At 42.0% G+C, this 18,713-nt stretch carries 12 protein-coding genes and 4 riboswitches; of the genes, 6 read left to right on the top strand and 6 right to left on the bottom strand.

Features of this window, described 5'->3' with window-relative positions; genetic code table 11:
- Positions 1-70 precede the first annotated feature (70 nt).
- Together BLV33_RS19925 and BLV33_RS19930 are read right to left on the bottom strand one after the other, a co-directional pair.
- On the bottom strand, positions 71-994 hold the full coding sequence (locus BLV33_RS19925) for a carbohydrate ABC transporter permease (RefSeq protein ID WP_090795649.1): 924 nt from the start codon (positions 992-994) through the stop codon (positions 71-73).
- A gap of 17 nt (positions 995-1,011) precedes the next feature.
- Positions 1,012-1,941 (bottom strand): ABC transporter permease, encoded by a 930-nt coding sequence (locus BLV33_RS19930; protein WP_090795653.1) that lies wholly within the window; start codon positions 1,939-1,941, stop codon positions 1,012-1,014.
- Between the two features lie 296 nt (positions 1,942-2,237).
- On the opposite strand from BLV33_RS19930, the gene BLV33_RS19935 reads away from it, so the two are divergent.
- Positions 2,238-3,974, top strand: coding sequence for a sensor histidine kinase (locus tag BLV33_RS19935; RefSeq protein WP_253187120.1), 1,737 nt, complete (start codon positions 2,238-2,240; stop codon positions 3,972-3,974).
- A 10-nt stretch (positions 3,975-3,984) separates the two neighbouring features.
- Positions 3,985-5,601, top strand: coding sequence for a response regulator transcription factor (locus BLV33_RS19940; RefSeq protein ID WP_366414826.1), 1,617 nt, complete (start codon positions 3,985-3,987; stop codon positions 5,599-5,601).
- A gap of 256 nt (positions 5,602-5,857) precedes the next feature.
- Here BLV33_RS19940 and BLV33_RS19945 read toward each other — a convergent pair whose 3' ends face one another.
- The 4 genes from BLV33_RS19945 to BLV33_RS19970 all read right to left on the bottom strand — a co-directional run bounded on the left by BLV33_RS19945 (position 5,858) and on the right by BLV33_RS19970 (position 12,924).
- On the bottom strand, positions 5,858-8,128 hold the full coding sequence (locus tag BLV33_RS19945) for a sensor domain-containing protein (RefSeq protein WP_090795660.1): 2,271 nt from the start codon (positions 8,126-8,128) through the stop codon (positions 5,858-5,860).
- 27 nt (positions 8,129-8,155) lie between these two features.
- Entirely contained in the window at positions 8,156-10,180 is a 2,025-nt protein-coding gene (gene kdpB, locus BLV33_RS19950) for a potassium-transporting ATPase subunit KdpB (protein ID WP_090795664.1), read from the bottom strand.
- 1,077 nt (positions 10,181-11,257) lie between these two features.
- Positions 11,258-11,431: riboswitch (cyclic di-AMP (ydaO/yuaA leader) on the bottom strand.
- A gap of 514 nt (positions 11,432-11,945) precedes the next feature.
- The gene (locus tag BLV33_RS28895; protein ID WP_139305784.1) at positions 11,946-12,206 is read right to left on the bottom strand and encodes a hypothetical protein; all 261 of its coding nucleotides are present in this window, start codon (positions 12,204-12,206) and stop codon (positions 11,946-11,948) included.
- Positions 12,207-12,420: 214 nt separating this feature from the next.
- On the bottom strand, positions 12,421-12,924 hold the full coding sequence (locus BLV33_RS19970; RefSeq protein ID WP_090795681.1) for a hypothetical protein: 504 nt from the start codon (positions 12,922-12,924) through the stop codon (positions 12,421-12,423).
- Between the two features lie 111 nt (positions 12,925-13,035).
- Positions 13,036-13,249, bottom strand: a riboswitch (cyclic di-AMP (ydaO/yuaA leader).
- 345 nt (positions 13,250-13,594) lie between these two features.
- Positions 13,595-13,790, top strand: a riboswitch (cyclic di-AMP (ydaO/yuaA leader).
- Positions 13,791-13,917: 127 nt separating this feature from the next.
- Positions 13,918-14,102, top strand: a riboswitch (cyclic di-AMP (ydaO/yuaA leader).
- Positions 14,103-14,211: 109 nt separating this feature from the next.
- Here BLV33_RS19970 and BLV33_RS19975 point away from each other — a divergent pair.
- From BLV33_RS19975 to kdpB (BLV33_RS19990), 4 genes are all read left to right on the top strand, one after another.
- On the top strand, positions 14,212-14,607 hold the full coding sequence (locus BLV33_RS19975) for a hypothetical protein (RefSeq protein WP_253187121.1): 396 nt from the start codon (positions 14,212-14,214) through the stop codon (positions 14,605-14,607).
- Positions 14,608-14,829: 222 nt separating this feature from the next.
- Entirely contained in the window at positions 14,830-14,907 is a 78-nt protein-coding gene (kdpF, locus tag BLV33_RS30855; RefSeq protein WP_139305843.1) for a K(+)-transporting ATPase subunit F, read from the top strand.
- Between the two features lie 57 nt (positions 14,908-14,964).
- Positions 14,965-16,638: a potassium-transporting ATPase subunit KdpA gene (gene kdpA / locus BLV33_RS19985; RefSeq protein WP_090799077.1), complete on the top strand. Its 1,674-nt coding sequence runs from the start codon at positions 14,965-14,967 to the stop codon at positions 16,636-16,638.
- Positions 16,639-16,665: 27 nt separating this feature from the next.
- Positions 16,666-18,708, top strand: coding sequence for a potassium-transporting ATPase subunit KdpB (gene kdpB, locus BLV33_RS19990; protein ID WP_090795686.1), 2,043 nt, complete (start codon positions 16,666-16,668; stop codon positions 18,706-18,708).
- The last annotated feature ends 5 nt before the right edge of the window (positions 18,709-18,713 follow it).

Genomic DNA, 18,713 nt, shown 5'->3' on the forward strand with positions numbered 1-18,713 from the left:
TATTTTCGATTTTATCACCTTTCGAGAACCCTCCCAATACGATTTTATACTGCTTGTAACTGCGAATTGCCTATGACTTCACCGCGCCAATCATCACCCCCTGATTAAAATACTTTTGCACAAACGGATAGACACACATGATGGGCAAGGTAGAAATAATGATAACGGAATAGCGCAAAAGGTTAGAGAGACGCGCAGCGATGGCTGCCGCTTCACTATTGGCTTCGATATTAAACTGCGCTGAATTGGTAATCAGGATATTCCGCAGAATTAACTGCAGGGGGTACAGATCCTCATTTTTTAAATAAATCAAGGCATTGAAATAGGAATTCCAATAGCCGACGGCGGTCCACAAGCCCAGCACCGAAATCAACGCTTTTGAAAGCGGAAGAACGATTTGTACATAATATCGCAGGTTGCCGCATCCATCGAGCTGCGCTGCATCCCACAATTCATCGGGGATACTGTTCTGGAAGAAGGTCCGTGCTACGAGGATGTTGAACACAGCAACGGAGAAAGGCAGCACCATCACGAGAAATGTGTTGTATAGATGAAAGTCCTTGATCGTCAGAAACGTAGGAATCAGACCACCGTTAAAAAACATCGTAAAGATAAAAAATAACGAGATAAATTTACGGCCGACCAGGTCTTTTCGCGACAACGCGTATGCCGCTGATAGATTGACGGCTAAACCGATTGCTGTACCAACAACCGTATATCCAATCGTATTTCTGTAACCGATCCATATATTTTTGTGCTTCAGCAATTCTTTATAGCCATCCAGGGTAAACCCTTTTGGGAAAAGCCATATCTGCCCGTTTGCGACCGCAGCCGGATCGCTGAAGGACGCGATTACCATAAAGTAAAGCGGATAGATTAGGATGACCAGTAAAATAACCGCACCAATATATAGCAGCAATTCCATCAAAGCGTCGGAAGATGGTTTCTTAACCTTCCGCGTAGTCGATTTTGTCATTGCCTCCACTATCTCCATAGTATCCTTCCTCTCTATTACCACAGGCTGCTATCGCTAAATTTTTTTACGGCTCTATTCACAACGATCAGCAAAATGAAATTAATGATGGTGTTAAATAAGTTGATTGCCGAGGAATAGCTGTATTGGCTGCTCAAAAGCCCTATCTTATACACATAGGTAGAAATGACCTCGCTTGCGGAGATATTCAGGTCGTTCTGCATGAGGTAGATTTTTTCAAAGCCAACACCCAAGAGTGTGCCCAAATGCAAGATAAGCAGAGTTATTACCGTAGGCATTAGCATTGGAATATCGATATACCGGACCTTCTGCCATCGGCTTGCTCCGTCCACAGTAGCCGCTTCGTACAAGCTCGGATCAACCGCCGAGAGCGCCGCGATATAAATGATACTGTCCCATCCAGCTTGCTGCCACACATTGGACCATACAAACAAACCGCTGAATAATCCAGCTGAACCGAGCAGATCAGGAGCCTCAGCTCCAAACAGGTGATAAATATTCCCGATCAAACCCTTGCTGGGAGAAAGCAGAATCAGTATCAAACCTACCATAACAACGGTGGAAATAAAATGAGGCATATACGTCACTGTTTGGAAGAACCGTTTGAACCGGTTTATTCGCAATTGATTGATCATCAGCGCAAGCATGATCGGAATCGGAAACGTAGCGAGGCTGTAAATGCTGATGACCAGCGTATTAATAATTGTTCTTGAAAATTGAAAGGAATGGAAGTACTTTTCAAAGTACTTGAATCCTGCCCAGGGACTTCCTGTGACTCCTAAAGCTGGGGTGTAATCTTTAAAGGCAATCAAGACGCCATACATTGGCTTGTAGGAAAAACAAAGAAGCAACACCACTGCGGGCAGCAGGAGCACATACAGGCCCCAATTCCTTCTTATCCAGCCGCTTGTACGCTGAATATCGATGCTTAGTTGGCTTGTTTTCAAAGAGATTCCCCTTTCTCGTTTCAACTACTTTATTATAATTCCTATTTGTAATGTTATTTGGACATTTAAAAATCGTGATTCGGACATTTTTGATTCCTATTTTGGTTTAAGCGGAACAACGGCAATAATACCATACATCAATCATGACAATATTCGGACTTTATTATGTGCTTTCCGGACTTGGGGGAAAAAACAAAAGTATCAGTGTGTCTTTTTTTTCGCCAATAGCTTTATAATAGCTTTATAGGGACTAGAAAGCGCATTCATTAATTGAAGCGGAAAGAAAGGAACTCTGCATGAAGCATTTGATAAAAAGAACAAAGAACAAACCGTATCCCATTCGCTACTACATAAATATGATGCTCTTTATTATGGTCACTGCACTGGTTCTGGATTGTGTCATCAGTTTTGCCGCAATTTCGATTGTCAAGCAGCAATCAACATGGTATTTGCAGGAGACGGCAGATCTTTATATCAACCGGATTGACCATGATTTCGCCTATATGAACGAATATATGGGATGGACGCTCGTCAACGATGAAAGCTTGAGTAGTATGGAGACGTCATACGAAACCGATATAGTCGGGTTTTTAAAGTCAAATGATGCGCTGTATAAACATTTTTCCGAACTTCAAAGAAATTATGGCCAAGCGTATAATTTTTTCATCTATCTGAAAAAACCGAATTTTATGACGAACATCGCGCCAATGACTCTATCGTATCCCGATTATCAGGAGTTAAAAAAACAGATGGATACCAATGTAGAGAATAAAAAGGTATACGAACAATTCTCCAACTGGACGCTTGCCCTCGTAAATGATAAATATTACATCATTAATATCGTTCCTTACAATGATCGGTATTTGATCGGTCTGATCTCCGCAGATGACCTGGTACGACCGTTGCATCAGCTCAATCTGGGGGAAAACGGGTACGCCTCCCTGGTAGATCATAACGGAAATATTTTCACCAGTCCTATATCGAACAACGGAGAAGCTCTGCAAAAAGATGCGGCAAAGACGTCCGTGCTGAACCACTTACAGTCCAGAACCACCGTCAGCAGACCATTTTCAAAAGCATCGTTCTCGGTAAACATGGTAATCAAGTTCGGATCGTTTGAAAAAATCATGATTGCCCAATTGCTGATTATGCTTCTGTTCCTCTTCATCACCTTTATGCTGGGTGTCATTATCCTATATATTAAGAAAAGGGTGCTAAAACCGATCCTGAACTTTTCGAAAAACCTGACGCTTATTATTGAGGAAAATGAGCCTATGGAATTAAAAAGCAGCAAAATTTCCGAACTCGAACAAGCGAACATAAAGTTTATAGATCTTGTCGAGCAAATAAAAAAATACAAGATTGATATTTATGAACGGGAGTTGGCAAAGCAAAGAATCCAGCTTGACTTTATGAAATTGCAAATCAAACCCCACTTTTTCCTGAACTGCCTGACTACAATTTACAGTATGGCACAGATGCAGATGAACGAAGAAATTGAAAAGATGACCATATCCACTTCAAAGTATTTTCGGTATATTTTCCAGAACGGCCAGGATTTTGTCAGATTGCAAGACGAAATAGAGCATGTCAGAATTTATCTGGAAATTCAAAAGAACCGTTATCGAAATGCATTTTCTTATCGCATCGAACAGGCAGAGGACACGTACGATGTGAGAATTCCGCCGCTTATACTTCAAACTTTTATTGAAAATTCGGTCAAATACGCCGTTCCGAGAGTAAATAAGGTACAGCTCATGCTTACTGTAAGCAGCTGTTTAGAAGAGGAACAAGAAACAGTCGTTATCCAGATATCTGATAGCGGCCCCGGTTTTTCATCGGATGTATTGGAAAAATTAACAAACGGGCAATCCTTGGATCAAACCAAGGAAACTCATATTGGAATAATGAATACCCTTCAAAGACTTGAATTTCTTTATGATAAAAAAGCAAGGATTCGTTTTTCCAATATTGAAAACGGCGGTGCTTGTGTCACCTTGCACCTTCCATACCTTGCGGAGGAAAAAATATGAGAGGAGAATCATGATGAATGCATTGCTTGTTGATGACGACTATTTTGTCGTAACCGCGTTGCAAAAGAAAATTGATTGGAAATCGCTTTCTATTGACATTGTCTATACGGCTAATAGTGTTGCTCATGCACAGGACATTCTCCAACAGCATTCTGTTCAAATTTTGATTTCCGATATTGAAATGCCACAGGGGAGCGGGCTGGAACTCCTGGCCTGGATTCGTGAGGAGCATTACAGTGTTCAGGCTATATTCCTGACCAATTACGCCGATTTCAACTATGCACAAAAAGCAATTGAATTGCAGAGTTTTGAATATTTTCTAAAACCGATCGAGTTTGATAAATTGTCGCTTATCATCCAAAAAGCTGTCGCTAGAGCAAATGAACATCAAACTAAAGAGAAAGCGATACGGGAAGGCTACTTTTGGAAGAAAAATGAGAAGAAAATAACGGAGCATTTCTGGCGCAAGCTGATCATGGAAAAAACTTCACTGTCCAAACCAGCCGCTATCGTGCATGCAGTTAATGAGCAAAACCTTTCCTATCAAACAAATGATATATTTCTACCCGTTCTAATCAATATTTTTCCATATGACCGAAGCTTGGGCAAGGAGGATAAAGACCTTTTTGATTTCGCGCTGCTAAATGTGCTGTTTGAATTATTTCAGGATCCTTCTTTTTCTATTGAAGCTATCCTGGAATATAAGGAATTCAACTGGGTTGCTATATTGAAATGGAAGCATTCCCCCGATTCCCATATCATCGAAGGAATCTGTTCGTCTTTTATTCCAAAGGCGAACAAATTTCTCAAATGCGACGCGTGCTGTAATATTGCCATCTCCTCCAGGCTGGAAGAAACACACCCGGTAATCAAACATTTGATCCATATGAACGAAGAGATTATCAAGTCTCGCAATCAAACTATTTTCCTGGAACATTATCGTCAAAATGAAGCGGCTTATACGCCGCCCGATTTGGCACTTTTGGATGAGCTGTTAAACAAAGACAATCCCATCACTTTTCTTGAAAAAACGACCCAATATTTGCAAAACCTTGTAAAAAACCAAGTTTTAAACGTGTCCGTTTTGAGCTTATTCCGTTTGGATATGGTGCAGATTGTTTACTCCTTTCTCAAAGGTAAAGAGATACAAGCTCACAAACTGTATTTTGGAAGAACGAATGACCAATTATTTGTACAGTCTCTGAATTCCATTGAGGATATGGAGAAATATCTCAAATATTTAGTGATTACCGCAATGGAGTACCGAGATTTCGTAACACAACCAAAGTCCGTTGTCGAAGAAATAAAGCAATACATCCACACTCATTTGGGAAATGATCTGACAAGAATCAGTCTGGCGGAAATCGTCTATCTCAATCCTGATTATTTAGCCCGGTTGTTTAAAAAAGAAACAGGAATTTCATTAGGGACCTATATCCTTCAAGTCCGAATCAAGGTTGCAAAACAATTGCTAGAGACCACTAATTTGTCAGTAAATACAATTTCCTTCAAAATAGGGCATGCAAACTACTCCCATTTTTCCAAAATTTTTAAGCAAGAAATCGGCTGCACGCCCAATGAATATAGGAAGAATCAGCAAGATTCTAAACCTGTTCCGCGGTTTTAAACAACAGGGCGGATACTGTGTCATTTAGTACGCATTCTTTACCGGTGAGCCCCGGGTTGAAGATTACGGATGTCGGTTTAATACGTGTGGATGAGAGAGAGATTGTGCCGATTTTTGTGGAGTAAAGAATTACGCAAGAACAGCTTTCCTGAGCCGCAGGCGGAGGTAGATTTGCTTGTGATAAAGCTAGAAAAATAAACAGTCCGCCCTCATGCAAGAGGAGACGGACTGTTTGAATTGCCATACAGACAAATTGTTATACTAGAGAAAATCGGGCCTGGATAGATTCAGCCGGGAGCGGCTTGCTGAAGAAGTAACCCTGCATTTCATTACAGCCTTTATCTTTTAAGAACTCGAACTGCAGCTCATTCTCTACACCCTCCGCAATGACTTCAAGGCTCAGACTCTTGGCCATTGCGATGATCGAGGAAGCTATCACAGCATCACCTGAGCCATGGGTTATATCCATGACGAAGGAACGGTCGATTTTCAACCGATTTATCGGAAAATCCCGTAGATAACTAAGCGAAGAATAGCCGGTACCGAAATCATCAATGGAGATTTGGATGCCGAGCTTCTTCAACTCTTCCAACGTAATAATGATTCGCTCCGGGTTTTGCATGGCGATGCTCTCTGTAATCTCCAGCTCTAAATAAATAGGATTTAAACCAGTCTCGTTTAAAATTTCGGCAACTTTGTTTATGATATTATCCTGTTTGAATTGATACACTGACAAATTAACAGCAACCCGGATTGGAGAAAAGCCTGCGCCCTGCCATTCTTTGTTCTGTCGGCAAGCCGTACGCAGCACCCATTCACCAATCGGGATGATCAATCCTGTTTCTTCAGCCAAAGGAATGAATTCGGCCGGGGATATCATTCCCCGTTTTGGATGCTGCCAGCGAACGAGTGCCTCTACCCCAGTAATGGCTCCTGATTCAAAATCCAGCTGGGGCTGGTAAAACAAGACAAATTCATTTCGTTCCACTGCTTTACGAAGCTCTTGCTCCAATTCGAGCCGTTCGGATGCTTGGGTGCTCATGGTCGGCATGAAAAGCTGATACTTATTGTGGTTGCTTTCTTTCGCGCGATACATCGCGGCATCGGCGTTCATCATCAATGTTTGGGCATCCGTTCCATCGTTTGGATAAATACTAATACCAATGCTTGTTGTGATTGTACACTCATGGCACTCAATGATAATCTGCTTATTAATGACTTTAATAATACTTTCGGCTGTATGCACAATTAATTGTTCATCCGTAACTAAAGGAAGAAGAATGGTGAACTCATCGCCGCCCATTCGTGCAATTGTTCCTTTCCCTTCCACACATGTCTTTAAACGTTCCGCAATGGTTTGCAGAAGACTGTCTCCAAATGTATGTCCCAATGAGTCATTGATATACTTGAATCGGTCCAAATCCAGAAACAAAACAGCAAGCTTGTGATGCCCCCGCGCCGCTTGATCAAGCGCCAAAGTCAGATGATCAATAAAGTGTCTTCTGTTGGGTAAATCCGTCAGCGCATCGTGGTACGCCATATGATTGATCGTATCTTCAGCTTGTTTATTTTCGGTAATGTCCTTACTTATTGCATAGACACCAACAACCCTTTTGTCTATGATAATGGGTACGAGTCGTACCTGCAGTTGGACATAGTATCCTTTCTTATGCTGCACAGAGATTTCAAAACTGGAAGAGATTCCTCTTTTGGCCCTAAGAAAATATTTGAAGATAGGGAAGACTCTCTCTTTTTGAAAAAGATGGCCACAAGTTCGGCCGGTTAATTGATGGGCAGTAAAACCAATAATTTTTTCCGTTGCGGGGTTTATGGTCACGAATTTTCCGTCCAATTCAAAGGAACATACCGAATCGGGATTATAGTCAAATAAAGACTTATAACGATGTCTGCTTTCTTCCAGCATTCTTTGAGCATCTTTACGCTCCGTGATGTCCCGTACAATACCGCGAAAACCTGTAGGCATCCCATCTGCAGATTCTCGAATGAGCACAATGGACCCTTCCACAGGCTTGCTGGTGCCATCTTCGCGGATAATCTCCCATTCCACGCAGTTGACGGCTTTTCCTGTATGGTACACCCATTGATACGTTTGCTTCATTTTTTGTGCGTCTTCTTTGCTCATAAAATTTGTGTAGTGACGGTCCTGCATGTTTCCAACGCCAATCCCCAAAATGTTGACCATAGATGGATTAATCAAGATATAATTACCAGCTGCATCCATCTCGTAATAACCATCCTGAATACTTTCCAGTGTGGAGCGAAATTTAATTTCTTCCCGTTCCCAATGTAGGGCTTCTATTTGACGAACAGCCTTTAAATGGTGACGAATCATGAAATAAAGCAAGCAAGCTGCTATGATCGTCCCAGCAACACTGAATAGGAAATGAGGAAATTTCATCTGTAAACCAAAAGGAATCAGAGCAGCAAACAGCAGATTGACGGCTATGATACGAAGAAAAATTTTATTGTCCTCTTCTTTTTTTCTTATATGTATGAGCTTATCCAATTGTATGTTCTCCAGTTCTACAAGCTGTTAAATGATATTTAGGAGCAGATCAATGATCTTGATCCCGATGAAGGGGAAAATGACGCCACCCACCCCGTAAATCATCAGATTGCGAAATAAAAGCTGATTGGCCCCTATTGGTTTGTATTTGACACCTCTAAGTGCGAGTGGAGTTAATAGCGGAATAATGACTGCGTTAAAAATTAAAGCCGACAGCACTGCGCTTGTTGGTGATTGCAGCCCCATGATATTGAGAACTTGAAATTCAGGTAGAGATGTTGCGAACATGGCGGGAATAATGGCAAAGTATTTTGAAAAGTCGTTGGCAATACTGAAAGTCATCACGGCTCCTCGTGTAATAAGCAGTTGTTTGCCAATGGAAATAACCTCAATAATTTTGGTCGGATCAGAGTCCAGATCCACCATATTGGCTGCTTCTTTCGCTGCAGCCGTTCCGCTGTTCATGGAGATCCCGACATCAGCTTGGGCTAATGCAGGTGCGTCGTTTGTGCCGTCTCCTGTCATAGCAACAAGCTTTCCGCGAGCTTGCTCGTCCCTGACAATCCGGATTTTATCCTCCGGTTTGCTCTCGGCGAAGAATTCATCTACACCTGCTTCCTTGGCAATAGTTGCAGCGGTGAGTGGGTTGTCTCCTGTGCACATAATCGTTTTAATACCCATCGCCCTCAAAGCTTGCAGGCGTTCACGCATTCCCGGTTTTATCGTATCTTTCAAATGAATCAATCCGAGAATCTGGTTATTTTTACTTACTGCGAGCGGAGTACCGCCTGTTGAAGCTATGGAATCGCTTTTTTCTTGCAGATCAGATGGAATATGTCCGCCTCGCTGTGTGACGTAGCTGCAAATCGTTGTTACAGCCCCTTTACGATAAAAGATCCCGTTATGATTCAATCCACTCATACGTTCTTCCGCAGTAAAGGCAATGACCTCCCCTTGGTAGGCTCGCAAGACGGAATCAACGGAATGCTGTTTACCAAGCTCAAGCACCGATGTACCTTCCGGGGTATTATCGAATATGGAGGTAATTAGAGCTACCTCAACCAATTCCTGAAACGATGCCCCTGACACGGCGACAAATTCGGAAGCCATTCGATTGCCAAATGTAATCGTACCTGTTTTATCTAAAATAATAGTGCTGATGTCTCCTGCCGTTTCCACAGCTTTTCCTGATTTGGCTAGTATATTAAAGCGCATCACCCGGGTAATTCCAGATATACCGATCGCCGAGAGCAGTCCTCCTATTGTGGTCGGAATTAAACATACAAACAACACAATTAACGTGGTAACATCCACTTGAACGCCTGAATAAGCGGCTAAAGGATATAAGGTACCAACTACGATAAGGAATATTAAAGTCAAGATGACCAAAAGTGTGTTTAGGGCAATTTCGTTAGGGGCTTTTTGACGCTTCGCACTCTCGACCATGGAAATCATCCGATCCAGAAAGGAGTTCCCGGATTCAGCTGTTATTTTCACTTTAATCCAGTCGCTCACAACGGTAGTACCGCCGGTAACGAAATTGGAATCAGTGTCGGCTTGTTTGATGACAAAGGCAGATTCTCCTGTAATGGCTGATTCGTCCACAGCTGCGACACCCTCAATGATAATACCGTCACCTGGTATCACATCCCCTAGCTCAACAAGCACTATATCATCTTTACTCAGTTTAGCAGCGGACATGCTTTGGATGGATCCATCAGCGAGAATTTGCTTAGCCATGAGCTCTTTTTTTGCACGGAGAAGACTATTGGCATTCGCCTTTCCTCGTCCTTCGGCCAACGCTTCCGCGAAATTGGCAAACAAAATCGTGAACAGCAAAATCAAACACACGATGGTGTTATAACTGATTTTATGTTCAGTGCCAAAATACGACGGAAACACAATCATCAGTAATATCAGCAAGGTTGCTATCTCTAAGACAAATAGAACCGGATTTTTCATCATATAAAAAGGATTTAATTTCCAGATACTCCCTTTTAAAGCTTGCAAGATTAAGATTGAACTAAAAGTCCGATTGGAATTCTGATTCATGGAGACCACCTTAGCGATGATTGTTTGTGCCCTATGGCCTTCCTCTATTAGGTACAAGTGCCATCACAAAGCCTATCTGGAAGTATTCAATGAAATGAAACAAAATAACCCCATACCAAGTAACAGCAACGAGAATACGAAACCAGAAACTACGGTTGTCTTGAATATTTGAATTCTGTTATTTATATAAACTCTAAAAAATACGATACCAATCATCCCAATAAATAAGATCGTTATGAATGTAATTCCCGTAAATTCGGGAATTTGAGTCCTCGAAGCCATTTGGGCTGCAAAGTAGCTCATGATGATTGAGCCAATAAAAAGAAGGAATACCGAAGTTCGGTATAACATCTTCCTGTCCTGATGAATGTTACGAATTTCAGGATAGCGCGTAATCAACCAATGTATCCACTGAATCCACAAAATGAATATCACAATAAAATATATAATGCTCATCATAGAATCCTTCCCTTTCACTAAATCTATCTCCCTACAGTATCTCTAAATCTTAAAAGGAAAAGTAGGATTGCGATTGATCGAACAAAAAAGAACGCTCCAATGAAATATTTATATGTTGCGGTGCATTAGTATTCGGATTTTGCAAATGATGTATAAGGTCCTGTAAAGCGGAAGAAGCGAGCTCAGTTCTTATAGTTCCCAATGATTCATTATGATTTTGCACGAAATGGATGGCATCGGATATGGTGAGGCCCTTGATATGCATAAAAACTGAAGCCCATCGAACGAAGTCGAAATGTTCGTCTTTGACCCTATATTCCCCCCAGCCAGAGATGCCATTACTTGAGATTTTAAATAAACCACAATGGCAATTGCTGAGATCACGGATTCGTTTTTCTGTAAATTGGCAATCAAATTGGTAAATTTCCATGGAGCATATTTTGCGATTTAATACACTCTGGTTTTCCAATTTGGGTAAGGGGTCCGTTAGTTCTATCATAATGTAATCACTCCTATGAATTTATAAGATTTTTATACAAAAAAAGCCCGCGAGTAGAGAAACTCTAATCGTGGACTTTTGCATACACAGTTAAAAACACCTGTTAGGTGGCACGATAGCCGTTCTCTCAATTCGCTTACGTGGTTAGCTGTCGGATTCGGGATTGAGAGTTCCCTACCATCGGCTATATGAGCGAGTAACAGCCGTGGATTCACCCCATAAAACCATACATTTCTTTCATGGTTTTTATTGGTTCCCCCGTTTCCCTTTCGGGAATTAAGCGATTGCGAAATAATGAAGTTGTTGAATTGAATATTACGCCGAGCTGATTTGAAAGTAAACCATAATTCAGGCTCTAAATGGGGATAATTTAGCTTTTTTTCCTCATGTAAGCGAATTCAATGCCGAATGACATTTATTATAAATATGAATACTTATTAAATCTCTGTTTTTACGGTTTTATGCCCGTAGGATGAACATGGACGGATTTCAAATGTGAACTGACAAGAAAAAAGCAGCCGTCATATGGGCTGCAAAGGATTTATTTTGTCAATATACTCCTCATAAAGAGGGGGCACCTATTTCAACTTCGTTTGGGCCCTTTTAACACAAAGAATTCTCGAGCAATATTGTTTCGATCCATCCCATCTACCCCAGACACATCCCGTGCATTTCTGGGGCTGTCTTGGTTGGAAACCGGAACTGATTATTTTTGTCATATGCCCTCCTCAGTTAGATGTACTTACAATAGGAGATAGTTTATGTTAAGGGCTAACCAATATTTTGGTAACCACAATTAATCAATGATTAAAAAGAAAAGTAGGATTGCGATTGATCGAACAAAAAAGAACGCTCCATTGGAATATTTATATTTTGCGGTACATTAATATTCGGATTTTGTAAATGAGTTATAAGGTCCTGTAAAGCGGAAGAAGCGAGCTCGGTTCTTATAGTTCCCCATGGTTCTTTATGATTTTGCACGAAATGGACGGCATCGGATATGGACAGGCCCTTGATATGCATAAAAACTGATGCCCATCGAATGAAATCGAAATGTTCGTCTTTCACCCTGTATTCTCCCCAGCCAGAGATGCCGTTACTTGAGATTCTGAATAAACCGCAATGACAATTACTGAAATCACGGATTCGTTTTTCTGCAAACCGGCAATCAAATTGGTAAATTTCCATAGAACATATTTTGCTGTTTAATACTTTCTGGTTGTCCAAAACGGGTAAGGGGTCCGATAGCTCTATCATAAATATGGCACGCTCCTGATCTATTTTAGTTCATTTTTTGTAGTTCGATGTGGTGCTCTTGATTCACTTTTTGCAAAAACTCCATAAGATCCTTCTCATTTTCACAAACGGCCGCATGCTCTAACCAGATGAAATGTCTCTTTTTTTGTACGGCAGAAACATGGAAGGGGTATTGATTTCGGGAACGAATGAGATACCATCCAGGTAATACATGTTTCCACGGCAATTTGAAGTTTGTATATACAGGTAATCGGGCACGATGTGTCCAATCCATTTCTTTTTGCTTTTTACGGATCGAATTATAAATATCATGAATGTTTTCGATATCGAGTACTTCATTCCAGTTTGTAACTCCGAGCTCGGTCACTTTTTGGATAATGTCATTTTTTCGGTGACCAAACCAATACCCAACTACAATTTGTTGTGATTTCTCTATTGTCCACAAAGTCCCAAACCATTTGTATTCTAATGTTTCCGGTTCAAGCAATCTCGACATACATCCTAAATAATAACGAGATGGGCTTAACATGTAATCACTCCTATGAACCAATAATTTTATACAAAAAAAGCCCGCGATTAGAGAAACTCTAGTCGTGGACTTTGCATTCACAGTTAAAAACACCTGGCAGGCGGCACGAAAGTTTTCTCTCAATTCGCTTACGAGGTTAGCTGTCGGATTCGGAATTGAGATTCCCTACCCGTACGCAAGACTTACGCTTGTCGTACATGGATTCACCCCTAAAACCATAGTTCCTGAATGGTTTTTTCAAATAAACGCGCGCGTCGCTTAGACATCGCAGCCGTTTATCCCTGGTTCCCCCGCTTCCCTTTCGGGAATTAAGCGATTGTGAATAATGCTATGAAGTTTATGAAATGAATCATACGCCGAGCTATTTTGAATGTAAAACATAAAGGAGGTGTTTATTCGCGATATTTTCGCTTTTTTATCTTATGTAAGCGAGTTCAATGGCATTTACCATTTATTATTAACATGATTGCTTATTATTTCTCTGTTTTGTGGTGAAAATTATGAAAAGAAGCCTAATCCTTAGATTATTGAAGGAAATGGAAGATAATAAGGACATTTCAGATGTAATATTTCACATTTAGACTTACATCATCGAATAAGCATTTCTGTTGTTCTTTACAGTTTTAGGAGAGAGGCGTATGATACGATTCATGATTGAAAATAAAGCTTCCAAATTTTATCGCTGAGTTTCCTGCAAGCAGGGGAACGGGGGAACCAAAAAGGTACATGTGCGCGGTGTGAGAGCCGTTCACATGGATCTGGGGTGAATCTCGGTATATGAACAACATGGAGTTCATATACCGGGTAGGGCGACTCTCACCGCCCGAATCCGTCAGCTAACCTCGTAAGCGTGGCAGTTCGAACAACAACTTATTGCAACATTAAGTATTTGTTCATGAGAGGATGATGAGGCTTGTGATCGCGTAAACAACGACTGCAGGGTGGGTACTCTGTGGTTTTCTAATGCCCTAAAATGAAAAATTAATGAAAACATATCTTTATTCGCTGAATTCCTGAATTGAAAGGAATCGGGGGAACCAGGCGGCTATTACCCGAAATATACGGGTGCAGCCATGGGGTGAATCCAATGATGACAAGCGTAAGGCTTGCATCTTAGGTAGGGCGACTCTCACGCCCGAATCCGACAGCTAACCTCGCAAGCGTGTCCGAGAGAGGCAATAATCTATCGTTATCTGAATCACGGATTTTTTTTGCCGTGCCTAATGAAGCTACGTGAAGATTCCTCTTCTCTGTAGCTTCTTTTTAATGTAAGGAAGGTGGCTTCACTTGGAACCACAAAGCTATGTTCTTGTTTATGCCCCGAATGGAATGGGTGAAAAGTTTATTCATCTCTTGGAAAATCGGGGAATTCCGTTTGCTGCTTTGGTCAATTGCAGTTCGCTGCGCGAACGTATGGAAAATTTGCGTATAAATCAAATTATACAGGTAGATACTAAAAATCACAGCAAATGGGTGGTCCCGGAAATAGCTGTAGGCTCTATTTATCTGTTTGAAAACAGTGTATCCGCGTGTTGCCGCTACATTCAAATTTGCCGGCAATGGACCACTGAACCGATCTACGTCATTACACAAAGCACTCATCCAAGAATGATATATAAAGGATTAGGCGCGAATCACGTGTTGTATACAAATAACGACCATGTTTCTTTTTTACTAAGCTAATCAAGAAGGTTTTCGTGCAGGAGGAGGTGATACCATGTACAACGATTTTGTCATGGTTTTGATTTTTATCATTTCATTTTTAGCGTTATGGGGTTTTACGGTATTTAGTGAACGGACATAATCTTCTTAGTTATGCTTACGAAGTCAGTTTTACTGAAGCAAAACTCAAGTTTATGCTTACGAAGTCAGTTTTGCAAAAGCAAAACTCTTAGGAGGAAAACCATGATCTGGATTGGGATTATCGCTTTAGCCATTGTTGTATATCTCATCTTTGTACTTATCAAGCCGGAGAAGTTTTAGAAAGATCGATTATTTTACAATTTGCATCTACAAGCAGGAGGAGATTTTTAAATGGGAATGGGAATAGTGCAGGTAGCCATTACGCTTGTCATTATTATGCTGCTTGTCAAGCCTGTTGGCAGCTACTTAGTGAAAGTATTCGGTTCTGAGAAGACAAAGCTGGATCGCGTATTCGGTCCCTTTGAACGATTGATTTATCGAACCATTGGTGTACGTGAAGACGAATCGATGGGCTGGAAGAAATATTTAGGTGCGATGCTGGTTACCAACTTTGTGATGCTCCTTATGATTTATGCCACTTTTAGACTTCAGAAATATTTACCCTTAAACCCGGATAATATTGACAACGTGCCTCCGACTTTAGCTTTTAATACAGCCATTTCATTTATTACCAATACGAACTGGCAGGCTTACAGCGGAGAAAACACATTATCTTATTTATCCCAGATGATCGCTATCACGTTTCCGATGTTTACATCAGCTGCAACTGGTTTTGCGTTAGCTATTGCTTTTATCAGAGGATTAATTGGAAGACAGGATAATCTGGGTAACTATTTTGTGGATATCACCCGTTCCATCACTCGGGTCTTTTTGCCTCTTTCCTTTATTGTTGCGTTGTTCCTTGTCTTTCAAGGAATCCCACAAACCATAGCGGGTGCTGTTGACGCTACAACTATAGAAGGGGCGACACAGACGATCACCAGAGGATTGGTTGCTTCCTTGGAATCCATCAAACATCTTGGCACAAATGGTGGAGGGTGGTTTGGTACGAATGCCGCACATCCATTTGAGAATCCAACACCCTTAACCAATTTAGTTCATATTCTTAGCATGATGCTGCTTCCAACCGCACTGGTTTATGCTTTCGGTGTGATGATCCGCAATAAGAAACAAGGTTGGACTGTTTTCACGGCTATGGGCATCATTTTCCTAGTCATGCTGATTACTGTTTTCGTAGCTGAATTTAAGGGCACACCGGCTCTTCAAGCCCTAGGGATTCATGGTAATATGGAAGGTAAAGAGGTTCGCTTCGGTCTATCGGAATCAGCACTTTTTACAACTGCTACGACAGCGGCAACAACAGGAACGGTAAACAATATGCACGAATCGCTTACGCCGATGGGCGGATTCGTACCACTGGCTGAGATGATGCTGAATAACGTTTATGGCGGTAAAGGTGTGGGACTTCTCAATGGGCTTATGTATGTCATATTGTCCGTATTCATTTGTGGATTGATGGTCGGACGTACGCCAGAGTTTCTTGGGAAAAAAATTGAAGGTAAGGAAATCAAACTCGCATCCATCGCGCTTCTGATACATCCTGTGCTCATATTGGTGCCTACTGCCATTGCTTTAATGCGCCCGGAATCCGTCACATCCATTTCTAGCTCGGGATTCCATGGCCTTACCGAGGTCTTGTATAATTTCACTTCGGGAGCGGCTAATAACGGATCTGCTTTTGCCGGTATGTCAGCCAATACGAATTTCTATAACATGTCGATAGGACTTGTTATGCTTTTTGGACGCTACATTTCGATTATTTGTATGCTGGCTATTGCCGGTTCACTTGCAACCAAACGTGTTGTTCCGGTATCTACAGGAACCTTACGCACAGATACAACACTATTCACAGGAATTTTGATCATGATCATCGTGCTGGTAGGGGCGCTCACTTTCTTCCCGGCCGTTGCGTTAGGGCCGATTGCAGAGCAATTAGGCATGCTTCATTAGCATCACTGAAATTAGAGGAGGATTCATATGGCTGCGGTGCGAAGTAAAACACTTTCCCAACAAATTGTAAATCAAGCATTACTGGATTCGTTTAAAAAATTAAACCCTGCAGTTCTGATTAAAAATCCGGTTATGTTTGTGGTGGAAATCGGAACTCTGATTACCCTTATCTTATCCTTTGCGCCCGATGCTTTCGGAACAACAGGCGTGGGCAGTGGATATAACCTTGCAGTATTCTTCATTCTTTTATTTACTTTATTATTTGCCAACTTTGCCGAAGCGATTGCTGAAGGTCGAGGAAAAGCACAAGCCGATAATTTACGGAAAACCAAATCCGATACGATTGCCCGCCTTGTACAAAAAGACGGCAGCTTCAAGCAGGTTTCTTCAACGCAGCTGCGTAAGGGCGATATCGTCCGTGTCGATATTGGAGAAATCATACCTTCGGATGGGGAGATTATTGAAGGGCTGGCATCTATAGACGAGTCGGCCATTACCGGAGAGTCCGCTCCCGTTATTAAAGAAGCAGGCGGTGACTTCTCTTCCGTTACCGGAGGTACAAGGGTCGTATCCGACTACATTATAGTGAAAGTGCTGACGGATCCCGGCGAGTCCTTCCTGGATCGGATGATTGCCTTGGTTGAAGGCGCCAAGCGCCAGAAGACGCCTAATGAGATTGCCCTGACTACCTTATTAGCCGTTCTTACGTTAATTTTCTTGATTGTGATCATGACCATCGTACCCTTTGCGAATTACCTTGGCGTTAATCTGGATGTAGCCACCTTGATTGCCTTGCTCGTTTGTTTGATTCCGACGACCATTGGCGGCTTGCTTTCTGCTATCGGGATTGCAGGGATGGACCGTGTTACCCAATTCAATGTACTTGCCATGTCAGGTAAAGCGGTAGAAGCCGCGGGCGATATTGATACCATGATTCTGGATAAAACAGGTACCATCACTTTCGGAAATCGGATGGCAGCAGAATTTCTTCCTGTTGGAGGAGAGTCGGCAAAAACGATCACCTTAATTGCCTTACAAGCTTCCATTAAAGACGAAACTCCCGAGGGACGTTCTGTGGTAGAGCTGGCTCATAAGAATGGCGCAACCTGGGCAATGAATGAATACGAAAACGCCGATCCTGTGGAGTTTAGTGCTGAAACCCGAATGTCTGGGCTCAATTTGAAGGATGGTACAGAGATTCGTAAAGGTGCTGTCGATGCGATTAAAAAATATGTATCCGCTAAAGGCGGGAGTATTCCGAGTGACTTGGAAGAGAAGTCAAACGGAATAGCCCGTGAAGGTGGAACGCCGCTGGCTGTTGCAGTAAACGGCAAAATTTATGGTGTCATCTATTTGAAGGATACCGTGAAACCGGGACTTAAAGAGCGTTTCGCAGAGCTCCGGGCCATGGGAATTAAAACGGTGATGTGTACCGGAGATAACCCGTTAACCGCAGCTACCATTGCAAAAGAAGCTGGCGTAGATGAGTTTATTGCCGAAGCGAAGCCTGAAGATAAAATTGCCGCCATTAAACGCGAGCAGCAGGAAGGCAAATTAGTCGCCATGACCGGTGATGGTACGAACGATGCTCCGGCGCTTGCTCAAGCGGATGTGGGACTCGCGATGAATTCAGGTACCATGGCAGCCAAGGAAGCGGCCAATATGATCGATCTCGATTCGGACCCAACGAAGCTGTTATCCGTAATTTCTATTGGAAAACAGCTGCTGATTACTCGCGGTGCCTTGACTACCTTTTCTATCGCAAACGATGTCGCCAAATATTTTGCGATCATTCCAGCGATGTTTATGATAGCCTTCCCGCAGCTGCAAGCTCTCAATATCATGAGCTTGGCTTCACCGCAGTCAGCTATTCTTTCGGCTTTAATTTTTAACGCGATCATTATTCCGCTGCTTATTCCCGTTGCCATGAGAGGTGTGAAGTATATACCGCAATCAGCCGATAAACTGTTAGGCAGAAATATCCTTGTCTATGGTGTCGGCGGAGTAATCGTACCTTTCGTAGGCATTAAAATCATCGATTTGATCTTACATGGATTGCAAATAGTCTAATTTGA

The organism is Paenibacillus sp. GP183 (assembly GCF_900104695.1).
Classification (GTDB): domain Bacteria; phylum Bacillota; class Bacilli; order Paenibacillales; family NBRC-103111; genus Paenibacillus_AI.